The 16,522-nt window shown below is 61.8% G+C and carries 15 protein-coding genes; 7 read left to right on the forward strand and 8 right to left on the reverse strand.

Going from position 1 to position 16,522, the window contains the following annotated elements:
* The first annotated feature begins 1 nt into the window (after nucleotide 1).
* Together nrdE and nrdF are read left to right on the forward strand one after the other, a co-directional pair.
* On the forward strand, nucleotides 2-2,122 hold the full coding sequence (nrdE, locus tag QMG25_RS12000) for a class 1b ribonucleoside-diphosphate reductase subunit alpha (protein ID WP_283460512.1): 2,121 nt from the start codon (nucleotides 2-4) through the stop codon (nucleotides 2,120-2,122).
* Nucleotides 2,123-2,231: 109 nt separating this feature from the next.
* A complete protein-coding gene (gene nrdF / locus QMG25_RS12005) occupies nucleotides 2,232-3,209 on the forward strand; it encodes a class 1b ribonucleoside-diphosphate reductase subunit beta (protein WP_283460469.1) in 978 nt (325 codons plus the stop codon).
* A gap of 104 nt (nucleotides 3,210-3,313) precedes the next feature.
* Here nrdF and QMG25_RS12010 read toward each other — a convergent pair whose 3' ends face one another.
* The gene (locus tag QMG25_RS12010; protein WP_283460470.1) at nucleotides 3,314-3,979 is read right to left on the reverse strand and encodes a potassium channel family protein; all 666 of its coding nucleotides are present in this window, start codon (nucleotides 3,977-3,979) and stop codon (nucleotides 3,314-3,316) included.
* 25 nt (nucleotides 3,980-4,004) lie between these two features.
* Nucleotides 4,005-5,255: a TrkH family potassium uptake protein gene (locus QMG25_RS12015; RefSeq protein WP_349307131.1), complete on the reverse strand. Its 1,251-nt coding sequence runs from the start codon at nucleotides 5,253-5,255 to the stop codon at nucleotides 4,005-4,007.
* A 574-nt stretch (nucleotides 5,256-5,829) separates the two neighbouring features.
* Between QMG25_RS12015 and QMG25_RS12020 the strand changes: the two genes are divergently transcribed.
* Both QMG25_RS12020 and QMG25_RS12025 read left to right on the forward strand, forming a co-directional pair.
* Entirely contained in the window at nucleotides 5,830-7,911 is a 2,082-nt protein-coding gene (locus QMG25_RS12020; RefSeq protein WP_283460516.1) for an HNH endonuclease signature motif containing protein, read from the forward strand.
* Nucleotides 7,912-8,032: 121 nt separating this feature from the next.
* Nucleotides 8,033-8,554 (forward strand): NUDIX domain-containing protein, encoded by a 522-nt coding sequence (locus QMG25_RS12025; RefSeq protein ID WP_283460518.1) that lies wholly within the window; start codon nucleotides 8,033-8,035, stop codon nucleotides 8,552-8,554.
* Here the strand turns inward: QMG25_RS12025 and QMG25_RS12030 are convergent.
* The 3 genes from QMG25_RS12030 to QMG25_RS12040 form a co-directional block, all read right to left on the reverse strand.
* On the reverse strand, nucleotides 8,544-9,917 hold the full coding sequence (locus tag QMG25_RS12030) for a reverse transcriptase family protein (RefSeq protein WP_283460471.1): 1,374 nt from the start codon (nucleotides 9,915-9,917) through the stop codon (nucleotides 8,544-8,546). The two genes, QMG25_RS12025 and QMG25_RS12030, sit on opposite strands and share 11 nt — an antisense overlap.
* Before the next feature lie 430 nt (nucleotides 9,918-10,347).
* Complete coding sequence (locus QMG25_RS12035; RefSeq protein WP_283460472.1) at nucleotides 10,348-10,824, reverse strand: hypothetical protein; 477 nt, start codon at nucleotides 10,822-10,824, stop codon at nucleotides 10,348-10,350.
* A 432-nt stretch (nucleotides 10,825-11,256) separates the two neighbouring features.
* On the reverse strand, nucleotides 11,257-11,862 hold the full coding sequence (locus QMG25_RS12040; RefSeq protein WP_283460473.1) for a class I SAM-dependent methyltransferase: 606 nt from the start codon (nucleotides 11,860-11,862) through the stop codon (nucleotides 11,257-11,259).
* 319 nt (nucleotides 11,863-12,181) lie between these two features.
* On the opposite strand from QMG25_RS12040, the gene QMG25_RS12045 reads away from it, so the two are divergent.
* The 3 genes from QMG25_RS12045 to QMG25_RS12055 are packed head-to-tail and all read left to right on the forward strand — an operon-like array spanning nucleotide 12,182 to nucleotide 14,347.
* Nucleotides 12,182-12,724, forward strand: a complete 543-nt coding sequence (locus QMG25_RS12045) for a DedA family protein (RefSeq protein WP_283460474.1) — start codon at nucleotides 12,182-12,184, stop codon at nucleotides 12,722-12,724.
* Between the two features lie 46 nt (nucleotides 12,725-12,770).
* Entirely contained in the window at nucleotides 12,771-13,637 is an 867-nt protein-coding gene (locus QMG25_RS12050; protein ID WP_283460475.1) for a thioesterase family protein, read from the forward strand.
* A 20-nt stretch (nucleotides 13,638-13,657) separates the two neighbouring features.
* Nucleotides 13,658-14,347, forward strand: coding sequence for a lipoate--protein ligase family protein (locus tag QMG25_RS12055; RefSeq protein WP_283460520.1), 690 nt, complete (start codon nucleotides 13,658-13,660; stop codon nucleotides 14,345-14,347).
* Between the two features lie 87 nt (nucleotides 14,348-14,434).
* Here the strand turns inward: QMG25_RS12055 and QMG25_RS12060 are convergent, their stop codons facing one another.
* The 3 genes from QMG25_RS12060 to QMG25_RS12070 all read right to left on the reverse strand — a co-directional run bounded on the left by QMG25_RS12060 (nucleotide 14,435) and on the right by QMG25_RS12070 (nucleotide 16,498).
* A complete protein-coding gene (locus QMG25_RS12060; protein ID WP_283460477.1) occupies nucleotides 14,435-15,055 on the reverse strand; it encodes an MBL fold metallo-hydrolase in 621 nt (206 codons plus the stop codon).
* Complete coding sequence (locus QMG25_RS12065) at nucleotides 15,055-16,140, reverse strand: S-(hydroxymethyl)mycothiol dehydrogenase (RefSeq protein ID WP_283460479.1); 1,086 nt, start codon at nucleotides 16,138-16,140, stop codon at nucleotides 15,055-15,057. Before QMG25_RS12065 ends, QMG25_RS12060 begins: the two co-directional genes overlap by 1 nt.
* A gap of 100 nt (nucleotides 16,141-16,240) precedes the next feature.
* Nucleotides 16,241-16,498 (reverse strand): mycoredoxin, encoded by a 258-nt coding sequence (locus tag QMG25_RS12070; RefSeq protein WP_283460481.1) that lies wholly within the window; start codon nucleotides 16,496-16,498, stop codon nucleotides 16,241-16,243.
* Nucleotides 16,499-16,522: the final 24 nt, after the last annotated feature.

The raw sequence follows: 16,522 nt of genomic DNA on the forward strand, positions 1-16,522 counted from the left end.
CATGCCTGCGGCATGGGAGGGCCTGGGTTACCATGAGCTCAACGCCATGCTGAACCTGTACAACGCCGACGGCGAAATCCAGTTCGACGCCGACAAGGCCGCCGCCCGCCAGTACTTTTTGCAGCACGTGAACAACAACACCGTTTTCTTCCACGACCTGGAAGAAAAGCTGGACTACCTGGTGAAGAACGAGTACTACGAGCGTGAAACGCTTGACCAGTACACGATGAACTTCATCCGCGACCTCTACCACCACGCCTACAAGAAGAAGTTCCGCTTCGAAACCTTCTTGGGCGCTTTCAAGTTCTACACGTCCTACACGCTGAAGACCTTCGACGGCAACCGCTTCCTTGAGCGCTACGAGGACCGCGTGTGCATGGTTGCCCTGCACCTGGCCCGCGGCAACGAAGAACTCGCCACCAAGATCGTCGACGAGATCATCGAAGGGCGCTTCCAGCCGGCCACCCCCACCTTCTTGAACGCCGGCAAGGCCCAGCGCGGCGAGCTTGTCTCCTGCTTCCTGCTGCGTATCGAAGACAACATGGAGTCCATTGGCCGCTCCATCAACTCCGCACTGCAGCTGTCCAAGCGCGGCGGCGGGGTGGCGTTTGCGTTGACAAACATCCGTGAAGTGGGTGCGCCCATCAAGCAGATCGAGAACCAGTCCTCCGGCGTCATCCCCGTGATGAAGCTTCTTGAAGACAGCTTCTCCTACGCCAACCAGCTCGGTGCCCGCCAGGGTGCAGGCGCCGTGTACCTGCACGCCCACCACCCCGACATCAACCGCTTCCTTGACACCAAGCGCGAGAACGCCGACGAGAAGGTGCGCATCAAGACCTTGTCGCTCGGTGTGGTCATCCCCGACATCACCTTCGATTTGGCCAAGCGCGACGAGGACATGTACCTGTTCTCCCCGTACGACGTCGAAAAAGTGTATGGCATGCCATTCTCCGACATTTCGGTCACCGAGAAGTACTACGAAATGGTGGACGACGCCCGCATCAAGAAGACGAAGATCAAGGCCCGCGAGTTCTTCCAGACTCTCGCCGAGATCCAGTTCGAGTCCGGCTACCCGTATATCATGTTTGAAGACACGGTGAACCGCGCGAACCCGATCGAGGGCAAGATCATCATGAGCAACCTGTGCTCGGAGATCCTGCAGGTTTCGGCACCGACAAGCTACAACGACGACCTCTCCTACGCCGAGACCGGCAAGGACATCTCCTGCAACCTTGGCTCACTGAACATTGCCAAAGCCATGGATTCCCCGGACTTCGGCAGCACCATCGAAACGGCCATCCGCACGCTTTCGGCTGTGTCGGACATGTCAAACATCACCAGCGTGCCCTCCATTGCCAAGGGCAACGACCAGTCCCATGCCATTGGCCTGGGCCAGATGAACCTGCACGGCTACCTGGCACGGGAGCGGGTCCACTACGGCTCGGAAGAGGGCTTGGACTTCACCAACATCTACTTCTACACCGTGGTGTACCACTGCATCCGGGCATCGAACCTGCTGGCCATCGAAACCGGCTCCAGCTTTGCCGGCTTTGAGAAGTCCACCTACGCCTCCGGTGAATTCTTCGACAAGTACACGGACGGTGAATGGCTGCCGCAGACGGAGAAGGTCGCCGAGATGTTTGAAGGCGTCCACATCCCCACGCAGGATGACTGGCGTGAGCTGAAGGCTTCCGTCATGGAACACGGCATCTACAACCAGAACCTGCAGGCCGTCCCGCCCACCGGTTCCATCAGCTACATCAACAACTCCACGTCGTCCATCCACCCGGTGGCTTCGCGGATCGAGATCCGCAAGGAAGGCAAGCTGGGCCGTGTGTACTACCCGGCCCCGTACCTGACGAACGACAACCTCGAGTACTACAAGGACGCGTACGAGATCGGCCACGAGAAGATCATCGACACCTACGCCGCTGCCACCCAACACGTGGACCAGGGCCTGTCCCTGACCTTGTTCTTCAAGGACACCGCCACCACGCGCGACATCAACAGGGCGCAGATCTACGCCTGGCGCAAGGGCATCAAGACCATCTACTACATCCGTCTCCGCCAGCTCGCGCTGGAAGGGACCGAGGTGGAAAATTGTGTTTCTTGCATGCTTTAGTGCCACATAACTGAAGAGCACGACGGCGGGTGCGTCCCGCCGTCGTGCCTTCGGCTTAAGATTGACTGGGCTCTTGGAGCCACCAGTATTTAGTGAAGAGAGAAAAACGATGACACCGGAAAAGCTGAAGTTGGCAAGCCACGTTAAGGCCATCAACTGGAACCGCATCGAGGACGAGAAGGACGTGGAAGTCTGGAACCGCCTCTGCAACAACTTCTGGCTGCCCGAGAAGGTGCCGCTGTCCAACGACATCCAGTCGTGGGCCACCTTGACACCGGATGAGCAACTGCTCACCATGCGTGTGTTCACCGGCCTGACCCTGCTGGACACCCTGCAGGGCACGGTGGGTGCGGTCTCGCTGATCCCGGATGCCATCACCCCGCACGAGGAGGCCGTCTACACGAACATTGCGTTCATGGAATCGGTGCATGCCAAGAGCTACTCCTCGATCTTCTCCACCTTGGCCTCGACGAAGGAAATCGACGAAGCCTTCCGCTGGTCGGTGGAGAACGTCAACCTGCAGAAGAAGGCCCAGATCATCGAGGGCTACTACTACGGCGACGACCCGCTCAAACGCAAGATCGCCTCCACCTTGCTGGAGTCCTTCCTGTTCTACTCTGGCTTCTACCTGCCCATGTACTGGTCCTCACGCGCCAAGCTGACGAACACGGCCGACCTGATCCGCCTGATCATCCGCGACGAAGCCGTGCACGGCTACTACATCGGCTACAAGTACCAGAAGGGCCTGGAAGGTCTCTCCGCAGAGCGCAAGGCAGAGCTGAAGGCCTGGACCTTCGAGCTCATGTTTGAGCTGTACGAGAATGAGGTCCAGTACACCCACGACCTCTACGACTCCGTTGGTCTGGCCGAGGATGTCAAAAAGTTCCTGCACTACAACGCCAACAAGGCGCTGATGAACTTGGGCTACGAGGCCATGTTCCCCTCGGCCGTCACCGATGTGAACCCGGCCATTTTGTCCGCGCTCTCACCGAACGCCGATGAGAACCACGACTTCTTCTCGGGCTCCGGTTCCTCCTACGTCATCGGCAAGGCCGTGAACACCGAGGACGACGACTGGGACTTCTAATTCCCTCATAGAATGCGCGCAACCTGGCCCTTGGGGGCCGAGGTTGCGCGCATCTTTTGTTCCCACAACGTGCGGTGATCCGAACATGGGTTGTGCCTCGTCTACTAGATCAGAGTGGCAAACCGTTCGGCGGCCGAAGTTGCCCCGGCGACGATGATCTCGTCGTCCAGATTCAGCACGGTTTGTGGGGTGGTGTAGTCCCATTCACCGTTTTTACGTTTAACCGCGACCACGGTGATGTGGTGCTTGGCCCTGATTCCCGTCACGCCCAGGGGTTGGTTCAGCGCTTCCCTGGGCGGGCGTGTCTTGACCATGGCAAAGCCGTCCTCGAACTCGATGTAGTCCAGCATGGCGCCGCGGACGAGGTGGGCGACCCTGCGCCCCATGTCCTCTTCCGGGCGCACAACATGTTCCACGCCGAGTTGTTCCAGGATTTGGCCGTGGGCAGCGCTGACCGCCTTCGCCCAGATCGTGGGTTTCTTGAATCGAAGCAACGATGAGGTGGTGAGGATGCTGGCTTCAAGGTCGCTGCCGATGCCAACCACCGCCCTGTCGAACTCATGCACCGAGAGTTGGCGCAAGGCTTCTTCCTTGGTGGAATCCGCCCGAACGACGTGGGTGAGCCGGCCGTTGAAGGATTGGACAATGTCTTCATCCCGGTCAATGCCGAGCACTTCGGTCCCAGCTGCCGCCAGTTCCAAGGCCAGCGCACCTCCGAACCGGCCCAGTCCGATGACGACGACGGAGTTTGCTTCTGCGATTCGTTCCATCGATTTGGGTGCGAAAAGTGGATGTTTAGCCAATGAGTGGCCTCTCTTTCGGGAATTCGTAGAGCAGGGGACGGGATCGTAGTGCCAGGGCGGAGGCCAGGGTCACTGGACCGAGACGGCCGATAAACATCAGGAACACCAGCAGGAGTTGCCCTGCCGGTGGGAGGGACGCCGTGATCCCGGTGGAGAGTCCGACGGTGGCGAAAGCCGAGATGGTTTCGAAGAAGAGCCGGTCAAAGCCGATGTCCGTCATCAGCATCAACGCCATGGTGGAACCAATCACCAGGGCGACGGCGAGCAGGACGATGGTGATGGCTTGGCGATGCACGGAGCGGGAGAGTCGTTTGCCGAAAACATTCACTGCTGTGCCGCCTTGAATTTCGGTGGCGAGGATGAAGAAGAGCACGGCGAACGTGGTGATTTTGAGGCCTCCCGCGGTACCTGCCGGTCCGCCGCCGATGAACATCAGGATATCCATGCCCAGCCAGGTAGCCGGATCCATCTGGCCTAGATCCAGTGAGTTGAAGCCAGCGGTGCGGGTCATCACGGATTGGAAGAAACCGGCGAGGAGCTTATCCGCCGTAGACAACGCGCCGAGGGTCTTGGGGTTGTTCCATTCCAGCGCGCTGATAAAAAGTGTTCCCAGGACCAGAAGGGTACCCGTGCCACTAAGCACCAATTTGGTGTTCATGCTCCAGTGCAGGGGCTTGCGGTAATGACGCCCCAGCTCGAAGAGAACCGGGAACCCCAACCCTCCGATGATGATGGCAACAGCAATCGGCAAACAAATCCAGGGGTCTCCGACGAAGCTCATGAGACTATCGCTGAAGAGCGCGAATCCAGCATTGTTGAAGGCTGACACGGAGTGAAAGAGACCCAGCCAGATTGCGTGCCCGGCGGAGTATCCGTAGCCGACGCCGAAACGCAGAGCCAAAACAGCCGCGACAACGAGTTCGACGCTGATGGTGATGCGCAGAATTCCAAAGAGCACGGATCGAACGTCACCAAACCCGGTGCTCTTTGTTTCCGTAGCAGCTTGGATTCGGGATTTGAGCCCCAAACGCCGGGCCATCAGTACCCCGAGCAGGGAAGCGAACGACATGATGCCGAATCCACCGATCTGGATGAGAACCAAGATCGTGCCCTGTCCGAAAGGGGTCCAATACGCGGCCGTATCCACCACGGCCAACCCTGTGACACACACAGCGGATGTGGCCGTAAAGAGAGCTTCCAAAACACCGGCTCCACCGGTTCCGGACTTTGCGATGGGCAGCATCAAGACAAGCGTTCCGAGCAGGATGGCCAAACCGAACCCAGTGGCAATTGCTTGCGCTGGATGGCGAGGAACCATCGCTTGAGCGATGACTCTGAACTTACCTGCGGCTACGTGCATAAGTCATAGAGTAAACGCCATTCATGGAAACCCAACCATCGGCAGCGAAAGTGCGACTAGGCGACAGCATTGGCCGGACGTTGGAGCGGGACGAATCGTGCGTTCCACGCTTGGCACAGTTTCCCAACCTGCAGTTTGACCATCATGTGGTCACAGCCTTCTTAGCTCACGCAGACCGGTGGCCTGACGCTATTTGAAGGTGGTGGGTGTCGTGTCCTTTTTATTGCCTGCACAGGGTGTGCTGGTCGGGCCGGTGTCCACAACGGCGATGCTGGCGGGTGTGAATGTCAGTGGACGCTCTTAGAATATATGTATGAATGAAACGGCAGCGAGGCCGGGACTTTCGGCCTCCGATTCAGAATATTCCAGGGTTGGTGGGCATGTTCACCAGCTGTTGAATCTTGCAGGGGCTTTGGTCCGTGCCGCGTCCCGTGCCAGTGCTGTCACGGTTGAGGATATGTCTGCTGCTGCTGCTGCTGCTTCTGCTGGCGGTGACCTTGGTGGGTTACCGTTTGGTGTGGACGTCGGGGTACTGTCTGATCGGGAGTGTGTGCGGTGGGCGCAAGACCTGGAGCACTTGGCCAGGATTGGGGAGGCGATGACTGTGCAGGTGGTGGCTGAGTTGGCCCAGCGCACTGAAGCCGGTTGGTACGAGGCAACCGGGGTGCGCAGGCCGGTGGATTTGTTGGTGCAGTCCTTGAAGGTTAGTGCGGCTGAGGCACATCGCAAGATCCGCCTTGCCGAGGCAGTGTTGCCGGTGCGGGACGTGTTCAGTGGCAATGTTGCCCCGGTGCGCCAGCCCCGGCTGGGGGAAGCCTTCTTCCGGGGAGAGTTGTCTCAAGAGCAAGCGTTGCTGGTGTCCGGGTTTGTGGATGAAGCAGCCCGTCTGGCGAGTGATGGCAGGATTGACCAGGATTGTTTTCTAGACGTCGAAGTGACGTTGGTGGAGGCCGGGCAGGGGGAGGATCCGGATTGTTTGCGTCGTATTGGCAACCGGATCATGAGTCATCTGGATCCCGACGGGCAAAAGCCCAGTCATGCTGATTTGGTGGCGAAGCAGGGATTGTTTTTCCGCAAGCCCCGGCGCGGGCTGATTCATATTGACGGGTACATGACCATCGGGCAACACGAGCAGCTTATGGCCGCCATTGGCCACGCCACGAACCCCAACCACCACGGAGACGCGAACACCACCACGACCACCAGCACGGCCAGAGGTGCTGGCCAGACGACTGAGACGGGTGCGGACGCCAACAACGCCGGTGCCACTGATCAGGGTCCTGACACGGCCAATAGCTCCACCGCTGCTGCCGCTGACCCTTGTGCTGGCGCCGGCCCTGATGCCAGCAATGGTGCTGGCACTGATATCGGCGGGCAGGAGACCTTGTTCGAGCAGCTGCACGGGTTGATGGGACTCTTCACCACACCCACGGCCGGAGCGACGGGCGCAACGACGGCGACGGGCACAGGGACGAATGGAGCGTCAGGGCCGGCAGAACCAGCCGGAGCAGCCGGGACAGCCGGGCCGGCAGGAGCGTCAGGGCTGGCAGAACCAGCCGGAGCGGCTGGGGCTGGGGTGGGTTGGAGGGCACAGCCGGGCCCGCAATCGCCCCTGGGTCATGAGGAAGCGCCCTCACGCCCAGGACGGGACCCGCTGATCCCGGGACCAGGGCGGGACCGGGCGGAAGCAGGACAGAATCCGTGTCCGGGGCCCGATGGGGATCCGTGTCCGGAGCCCGAAGGTGGTGCATCGCCCGAAGGTGGTGCGTCGGCGTGGCGGTCGGTGTGGGCTGCGGTGCCCGGGCAGGGGCAAGAGCAGTCGCGGGTGGTTGATGGTGTGCGGATTCCTGTTCCGGGTTCGGGGGAGATGTTGGAGGGCTTGGATCCGATTGATCCGGCGAGTACGGACCCGGTGGTCAAGGACGAGCGCACCTATGGGCAGAAGCTCTTGGATGGGTTGCTGGAGTGTGTGAAGTTGGCGGCACGGACGGAGAAACTCCCGCTCAATGGTGGGCTGAAAGCGCAGTTGATCATCATGGCCACCGAGGAAGACCTGGCCCGCAGGGACGGGACGGGGACGGCGTTTACCGCCTATAACGGGCCTGTGCCGTTGGCACTGTTTGCCCCGTCCTTGTGTGATCCGGAGATCACCACCGTGTTGACCGGAGATGGGCAAGAGATCCTCAATGTGGGTCGGGCCCAGCGGCTCTTCACCCTGGCGCAACGCAAGATCTTGTTCGCCCGCGATCTGGGGTGTTGCTTTCCTGATTGCACCGTCCCGGCGCCGTGGACCGAGGCCCACCACGTGATCCCGTGGCAACACGGAGGGGAAACCAATATCAGCAATGCTGCCTTGCTCTGCGGACCTCACCACACCCTGATTCACCACAGCGAATGGAGGCTGGAGCTGGTTCAAGGCACACCCACCTTCACCGCCCCGTACCTGATTGACCCCACCCAAACCTCGCGCCGCAACACCTACCACCACGGCCTGAACAAAAGCAGCCACCACAACAGCACCCACAACCAACAAAACTGACAACAAAACCCCCACCCACCCACCAGTACCCGCTGAGCCCTGTGGATTTGATAGCGTAAAGAGCATGGACGATGATTCTTCCCAGATACATCCGGATGCAGCAACAGCGTCGGCTCCCTTCATGCGAAGTGCCGCTTCGATCGGGCGTTTGGGCAAGGACAGCGGCCCGCGCGACCCCGGCGACGCTTGGGTCGAGGGCGAAGCAGGGAAATTCTGGGGCAGGTTTGGTTCGTCCGGCTTGCTGGTGGTCGATACCGAACGAGGAATCCTGCTGCAACACCGCGCACTCTGGTCCGACCACGGCGGCACATGGGGTCTGCCCGGAGGCGCACGCCATCAGGGGGAAAGTGCGGTCCACGGCGCGCTTCGCGAGGCTTGGGAGGAAGCTGGTGTGCCTGACGAGAAAGTCGAGCTGCTTTTCACCTCGGTGTACGACGTTGGTTACTGGTCCTACACCACCGTTGCTGTCAGCGTGGTGGAGCGCTTTGAAGCGGTGATCAACGACCCCGAAAGCATTGCCCTTGAATGGGTGACGCCGTCGGATGTTGAATTGCTGGACCTGCACCCCGGCTTCGCTGCAGCATGGCCAAAGCTGTGGCGTCGTTTGCCGGAGTCTTCGACGATGGTTGGACCTACCAGCTGATCTTGTCAAAGTCGCGCCGCAACCGCACGCCTCGCCCCGGGTTCAATGACTCCACCCAATTGATCCGACCTCGCAAGTGGGCGCGAAAATCGGTGTGATCGGCGCGGTTTTGCGACTGCGGACCATGCAAAACGCAATTGTGCAGGATTGCCTTGAGTGCGTCGAATTCGTGGCGCGGAACGTTGAGATGCTGGTTCACCACGATCCCGGTGATCTGCTGGCGGGTGCCGCGTGGGCGCACCCGGGTCTTGCGGTCGTTGAGCGCATGGCCCTCGTCGTCGACGATCCGCTTTGCTCCCCGAAGGAAACTGTCGGCACGGCGGGCCAAGGAGGGACCCCCGCTGAAGCCAAGGTCGTCGGCATAGCGGGTGTAATTGGCTGCGAAGGAGTCTGCCCAGCCCTGCAGCCGGGAGTCCAACCTTCGCAATGCCACATTCGCCAGTGCGGGAGATGTCGGTGCGCCCTGCGGCAGATGGGGGAGTCGCAGGGCTTGGGCCAAGGCAAAGCGTCCAGCCGCGGTGCCGCCCCGGGGCATGGCGCTGATGATCCGGGGAGGGACGACATGGGTGCACAATCCGGTCAGCCTGTGCGCCACCGCTTCCGGATAGCCTGCTTGACGCAGTGCGCCAAAAACTTTCCCGGCGGTGACGTTGGCGAAGAAGCTGAGCAGATCAAGAGACATCACCACGTCGGAGCCAGTATGGCCAGCCGCTCCGGTGGCCGCACTTCGTCCCGGGACGAAACCGTGGGCCGAGTTGTGCAGTGGAATCGGAGCCAAGAGGCTGCACAGCACTTTCCGTTGGATGCTCCGCAGCCGCAGCCCCGGAATCTCCAACAGTCGAGGGGTCCTGCCGGCCCGCTCGCGCCATACGTAGCGGTAGTGCTGCAAGCTTCTCCGGTGGGCAAGCCTGTTCAAGTGGCGGGTGTCGGCAAACCACTCCAATTCGCCCATCGTCAAGCCGAGGAGTCTTGCCAACTGGTCCAGCCCGGCGACCTCGGGAACAGCAAAGGCGGCATCCCGCACTTCGGGGCCCGCCAACGCATAGGAAGCTAACCGAAGGGGCTTGCGCTGTTCCGTCGCTTTGCCCACAGCAGCAACGAAGGGATCGCTGGCAGCTATGTGGGCGGCCAGCTCGCGAGGCGCGTCGGCGGGTTTCCGGTGATAGGCGCCCACCACGGCTCGAACCAGCGGACCCAGCCAACGCCGTCGTGCTCCCAATACATCGGCACCAGCGGACACCAACGCCGGCACTGTCCACTCCGGGGCTGCAAGAAAAGCATGCGCCAACGCCGTTGCCACAGTCGTGGGTGTGGGATGCGGCGTGCGGGCAAGGACTTGCACAGCTTTATGTTCGATGGCCATCCCCCTCACTTCCCTTCGCGGCCCCACAGCGAATCCAGGGATGCCGTGAGGCGACGGAAGCCTCCGGACGACCCGTCTGTCTGTGCGGGTGGCGTGCTGCGCGGAGCGCAGAGCCCCACCCGCGGCGCTTGCTCGAGCAATACTGCGTGCCCCGGGGTAGCCCCGGGGAGGAACATGCATGAATGCAGCTCCACCTCGTCCGGAGGGATCCGTCTACCAGAACGCTAGCATGGCGACTTCGATCACAGGGCTTCGATCACAGGGCCCGGCAGGGGGCGGACGCTGCCGGGTGGATGGCTGACACCAGTGCGGACGGCAGTTGGCCTGAGCGCCGACGTCCTGGCCGCGGCGCCGGACCTGGCACGTTCTCCTCCGCAGTGTCTTCCCACCTGAATGTGCCCAATGGCATGGTTGGTACCGAACGCACCCGCTACCGTGCCGTGGTGGACAAATACATGACGGGCGAATGCACTGCGGCGATTGCGCCGATCTGCCGGGCAGTGGCTGCCAAACTCGTGGCAGAAATCTCCCGCGGGGCGCCGGTGGACGTGGTTGGGGGGCTGGCGAAACCATGCAGATCGCCCACCGCTTCGACGCCATCATCGCAGATCTGGCCAACACCCGCCGCATGGGACGCATCGGCGGACGCGGCACCGCCGTGGACCCCGCCGATGAAATGGCGCATGACTATGGAGGCAATGCGCCCCCTTCTGCTGGCGGAGACTGTCAGCATTGTGCGCAACTGGACGGCGGGGGACTTGGGCACCATTTCCGGTTGGGTGGGCAGCATTGTCAGCCAACTGGCCCAGCACCCCGAGCTCCAGCAGGAACTGCGCAGCCGCATGGCGGATTTAGCCAGCGAAGATGCTGCCTTCCTGGACGCCGCCATTGATGAAATGCTGCGCATTGACAACCCGTTCCTGTCCAACGGGCGCAAAACCACGCGCGCAACGGGACTCGGGGGAACACTGCATCGAGCCGGAGCGCCGGGTCTATCTGGACTGGGTGTAAGCAAACAGGGACTCTGCCGTTTTTGGCGACCCCGACGACTATGGTCCTCCCGAAAATGCCGCCAACAACCTCATTTATGGCTATGGCTATGGCTATGGCTATGGCTATGGCATGGGCCAGCACGCGTGCCCGGGACGAGCCCTTTCCACCATGGAACTCCGGGTGGACACAGTTGAACTGCTGCGCCAAACCACGGCGATCATCCCTGCCCCAGGCCTGAAGAATGCGTGTGAGAGGTCACCGCTGGGCGGCTTTGGCAGCGTCCACGTCATCCTCGCCCAGAAGCAGCTTCCGCTCGAGAACCAAAGCCCGGCAATCTGCGCGCTCGTCAGTCCGCAGCGGTTGGTTGGTCCAGCAGGGCGACCAAGAAATCGGATTCCTGGGTAAAGGGATGCAACTGCCAAGTGGAGAAGCGTCCCGAAACGTGTAACCCTGCGTCTTGGACGTCGCGGAAGAAATTGGCAAAATCATAGCCGCGGCCAGCACCGAATCCCACCACTGCCCGGCCATCCGGCGCCAAGTGGTACCTAAAATGCGTCAGTACGGTCCTCGCCGTGCCCGGGACAAGAAACGTCAGCACATTTCCAGCGCACACGATCAAATCGAAGGTCTCCCCGGGCAGGGACAAATCTGTGAGGTCGCCCAGCCGCCAGTCCACATCCGGGTAGTCCTTCCCGGCAGCCGCAACCAGCTCTGCATCCAGGTCCATGCCCAACACCTGGTGACCCCTGCGTGCCAGCGCCCCGCCAATCCGGCCCATGCCGCATCCGGCATCCAGGATGCGGCTTGAGCGGGCGAGCAACGCATCCGCCAGCCTGGCCTCGCCTTCCAAGTCCACGCCCTCGGCCCCCAAAGCGGCAAACCTGGCCATGTACCGGGCCGAATGGCCGGGTTCCTCTCGATTTTTCGCTTCCCACAAATTCTCGCTGTTCATGGCCCAAGGCTACCGCTGTCCAAACAGCCAGCCCCAACAGCACCAAGGCGGGGTTGCACCCCGCCAGCTGTTCACGTGTGGTGGGCCACGCCGTCGAACATGGCGCGCTTCGTGGCATCACCGGAAGAGGCAGCGCCGACCCTGATCCATGCAGAACGATTTGCTGGCGTGCACGGGGTGTCATCCATGGCCCAAGCGACCAGTCTCACGCTGAAGAAATTAGCGCAACACCGCCTACTTTCGCTAAGCTAAGGCAAGACTAATAGATCAGCATTCCTTAGCTATATTATTTTCCTTACCCAGGGGGTAGCGCACGCTCATGATGGACAGTATTGTCTCCCTCCCCTTTGTCTGGGCCTTTTTGATCTTGTTCGTCATTGTGATGCTGCGCTCCAATGGCACGTACTGGGCAGGGCGGGCTTTGGCTGCCGGCGGCCGCAAGACCAAGTTGCAAAAGCACTTGGACTCCCCGGCCGTGGTCCGTGCGGAGAAAATCATCGCACGATGGGGTGCACCGGCTGTCAGCGTGAGCTTCCTGACCATTGGTATCCAGACTGCGGTCAACATGTCCGCCGGACTGGGGCGGATGCCCTTGCGCCGCTACATACCTGCCACAGTGGTCGGGTCCATTGCCTGGGCTTGCATTTACGCCACCATCGGGCTTGCCGCCTTCGACGCCGCCCTGGCCGCGGCAGCCGGATCGCCCCTTGCCTTGATCGTTTTGGTTGTTGCCGTGGCCGCAGCGTTGCTGGGTGTGCACCTGTTCCGTGTCTCGCGGACCCGCAAGCTGGACCAGAGCGCCCTGGACGATTGCCCTGTCATGGGCCAGGAAGTGGTTGGCAACTCAACGCTGCAGGCTTAGCAGCCGTGTGTTTTTCGATACGCACGCTGCCGGTAGAGTCGTAGCCATGCCGGAAACAACCACATGCATGGCTGCTGAAACCCTCGCAGCCGAAACTACAGCAGCCGAAACAACAGCCGTTGACACCCAGTCGTACTACCACCACTTGGGCGGAAACAGCTACTCCTCAACCATCCACGCACAAGGTGCCTGGAACGCGCATGAACAACACATGGCTCCGGTTACCGGCATCATGGTCCACGCCTTGGAACAGTTCCAACCGCGAAACGACATGCGCCTTGTCCGCCTCAACTTCGACATCCTCGGACTGATTCCGGCCGGCGACTTCAGCATTGAAACCACTCTTCTGCGCCCCGGCAAAACCATCGAACTGCTGCAAGCTGAATTGATGGCCGGGGGACGCGTGGCTGTCCGGGCCACTGCTTGGCGGCTGCAACGCGGGGACACGTCCGCCGTCGAGGCCTTGGAAGACAAGGCCCTCGAGCCCTTGGAGCAGGCCGTTCCCTGGACCGGATTGAACAGCTGGCCTGGAGGGTTCATCAAGACCATTGAGGGACGATCGCTTCCCGGCCACCGCAAGGGGCATGGTCGCGCCTGGCTGCACAGCCCGTACACCATGCTCGACGGCGGCGAGCACTCCTCGGCGTTGGTCCGGCTCCTGGGCTTGGCTGACAGCGCCAACGGCGTGGCCGCGCGCGTGACGCCCGAACCCGGCAGCTTCATGTTCCCCAACGTGGATCTTTCGCTGCACATCTACCGGGAACCTGTCGGGGAGTGGCTGGGCCTGGACTCGACTGTGACGTTTGCCGGCGACGGAGTGGGCCTCACCTCCTCCGTGCTGCATGACGCACAGGGCCCCTTCGGACGCTCCGAACAGATTCTGACCCTGCGTCCCATCCCGCACAGCCAGTGAGCCCTCTGCTTGTCCCGCGCATGGAAGTCCACAAACAGTTGGTCAACCAAGGTGCTGAAGCGGACCTCAACCAGGCCCTGGATCTTTTGTCCGAAGTGAAGGCCGGCCGCCAGGACGCCATGCTGCGCCTGTACAGGCCCGAGCCGACCGTGGCGTTCGGACAGCGCGACACCAAGCTTCCCGGCTTCGCCGCAGCGGAGCAGGCCTCCCGCATCAACGGCTACGTGCCAGCGGTTCGGCGTGCCGGGGGCAGGGCCGCCGCCTACCACCAGGGCACGTTGATCGTGGACCACATCCAGCGTCAGGACGACGCCATCGCCGGAGCCAAGGCGCGGTTCGGCTTCTTTGGCGAGCTGTTTGCGCAGGCGCTGCAATCGCTGGGTGTGGACGCCGGTGTCGGGGAAATCCCCGGTGAGTATTGCCCGGGGGCGTACAGCGTGTATGGCCGAAGTGCCACTGCCAGCATTAAACTGGTGGGAACGGCCCAGCGTGTAGTCTCCGGGGCGTGGCTTTTCAGCTCAGTCATCGTCGTGGAAAATTCGGCACCCATCCGCCAAGTTCTGCTCGACAGTTATGCCGCGTTGGGCCTGGAGTGGGACCCGGCCACGGCAGGTGCCGCCGAGGACCTGCTCCCGGGCCTCACGGTGGATGACGTGGAAGCGGCCATCCTGGCGGCCTACAGGGATCACACGCACTTGATCGGCGGCTAACCCGCGATCGAGCGGGTACAAAAATCGGGCCGCGCAGCTTGCGCCGCGCGGCCCGTTTCTCTCAGTCCTTGCCGAGCTGCTGCCCCGCTATTGCCCTGCTGTCAGGATCCCTGGAGCCTCGGCGCCAATGGTCGTGGAGTCGCCGTGGCCGGTGTTGACAACGGTTTCCGCCGGCAGTGCCAGCAGCCGCTCGGTGATTGACTTCACGATGGTGGGGAAGTCGCTGTAGGAGCGCCCGGTCGCCCCGGGGCCACCGTTGAACAGCGTGTCGCCGGTGAAAACCGTACCCAGTGCTTCGGCGTAGAAACACGTCGAACCGGGGGAGTGGCCCGGAGTATGGAAGGCCACCAGCTCCGTGCCGGAGATCGTGAACGTATCCCCTTCAGCAATGGGCGAGTCCGGGGTTGTCCCCGGGTAGATGTCCTCCCACAGCATCTGGTCCGCAGGGTTCATCAGCACCGGAGCGCCTGCCAAGCCGGCGAACGCGCGGGCATGGCGGATGTGGTCGTCGTGTCCGTGGGTCAGCAACACGGCCTTGACGGTGCGGCCGCCCACGGCGTCCATGATGGCCTCCGGGTCGTGGGCGGGGTCAATGACGAACACCTCGGCGTCGTCACCCACGATCCAGACGTTGTTGTCCACGTCCCAGGTGCCGCCGTCGAGCGAGAACGTTCCTGAGGTAATCAATCTATCAATATGTGCGGCCATTACAGCTCCACCACCGATCGTAGTACGGAGCCTTCACCCATTTTGGCGAAGGCAGCTTCAATTTCATTAATGGTGATGCGTTCGGTGACGAACGCATCCAGATCAAGCTTCCCCTGCTTGTAGAGGTCCACGAGCATGGGGAAGTCCCGGGAGGGCAAACAATCCCCGTACCAGGAGGACTTCAGCGACCCGCCGCGGCCAAAGACATCCGCCAGCGGCAGTTCAAGCATCAGCTCCGGGTTGGGCACGCCCACCAGCACCACGGTGCCGGCCAGGTCGCGGGCGTAGAACGCCTGCTTGTAGGTTTCGGGACGTCCGACGGCGTCGATCACCACATCGGCGCCGAAGCCTCTGGTGTACCCCTGGATGGCGACGACGGCATCCTCGACAGTGGAGTCCACGGTGTGCGTGGCGCCCAGAGCCTTGGCCGCTGCCAATTTTTTCGGATCGCGGTCCACGGCGATGACGGTGGTGGCACCGGCCAGGGCAGCACCGGCAATTGCAGCCGAACCCACGCCGCCGCAGCCAATGACGGCCACGGAGTCCCCGCGCTTCACGCCGCCGGTGTTGATGGCGGCGCCAATGCCGGCCATGATGCCGCAACCGAGCAGGCCCACAGCGCCGGGATCGACGTCGTCGTCGACCTTGGTGCACTGTCCGGCGGCGACGAGGGTCTTTTCAATGAACGCCCCGATGCCCAGTGCGGGCTCGAGCACGGTGCCGTCCTCGAGTGTCATTTTTTGGGTGGCGTTTGCAGTGTCGAAGCAATACTGGGGCTGGCCCTTGGCACAGGCGCGGCACGTTCCGCAGACTGCACGCCAGTTCAGGATCACCCTGTCGCCGGGAACCACGTTCGTGACTCCTTCACCCACGGCGCTGACCACACCTGTTGCCTCGTGCCCCAGCAGGAAGGGGAAATCATCGCTGATGCCGCCGAGCTTGTAGTGCAAATCCGTGTGGCACACGCCACTGGTGAGGATGTCCACGAGGGCCTCCCCCGGGCCGGGATCGGGAACAAGAATGGTTTCGATTGTTACGGGGGCGTTCTTGCTGAGCACAACTGCGCCTTTGACCTTGTGAACCATGAATGGCTCCTTACGACTTGGGTTCCTGCCAGGAACGTCCATTGGGGGTCATGACAGGCTACATGGATTGCTGACGATCGGTGCTCATTATCAGGCGTGCTTAGACGCCCAGCTTCGTTTTAACATCTTTCAGCGAAGGATTGGTGGCCGCGGAGCCGTCGGGGAACAGCAAGGTGGGGACAGTCTGGTTTCCCCCGTTGAGGCTCTCAACGAGCTCGGCAGTGCCGGGAACGTCCTCGATGTTGATCTCCGTGTAGCCGATGCCCGAGGCCTCAAGCTGCTTCTTCAGGCGCTTGCAGTAGCCGCACCAGGTGGTCGAGAACATGGTGATGGTGCCGGCGTCGGGGGTGAAGTCCACGGTGAGTGCTCCTTGTAAGGGGGT

The organism is Arthrobacter sp. H35-D1 (genome assembly GCF_030063185.1).
Lineage (GTDB): Bacteria > Actinomycetota > Actinomycetes > Actinomycetales > Micrococcaceae > Specibacter.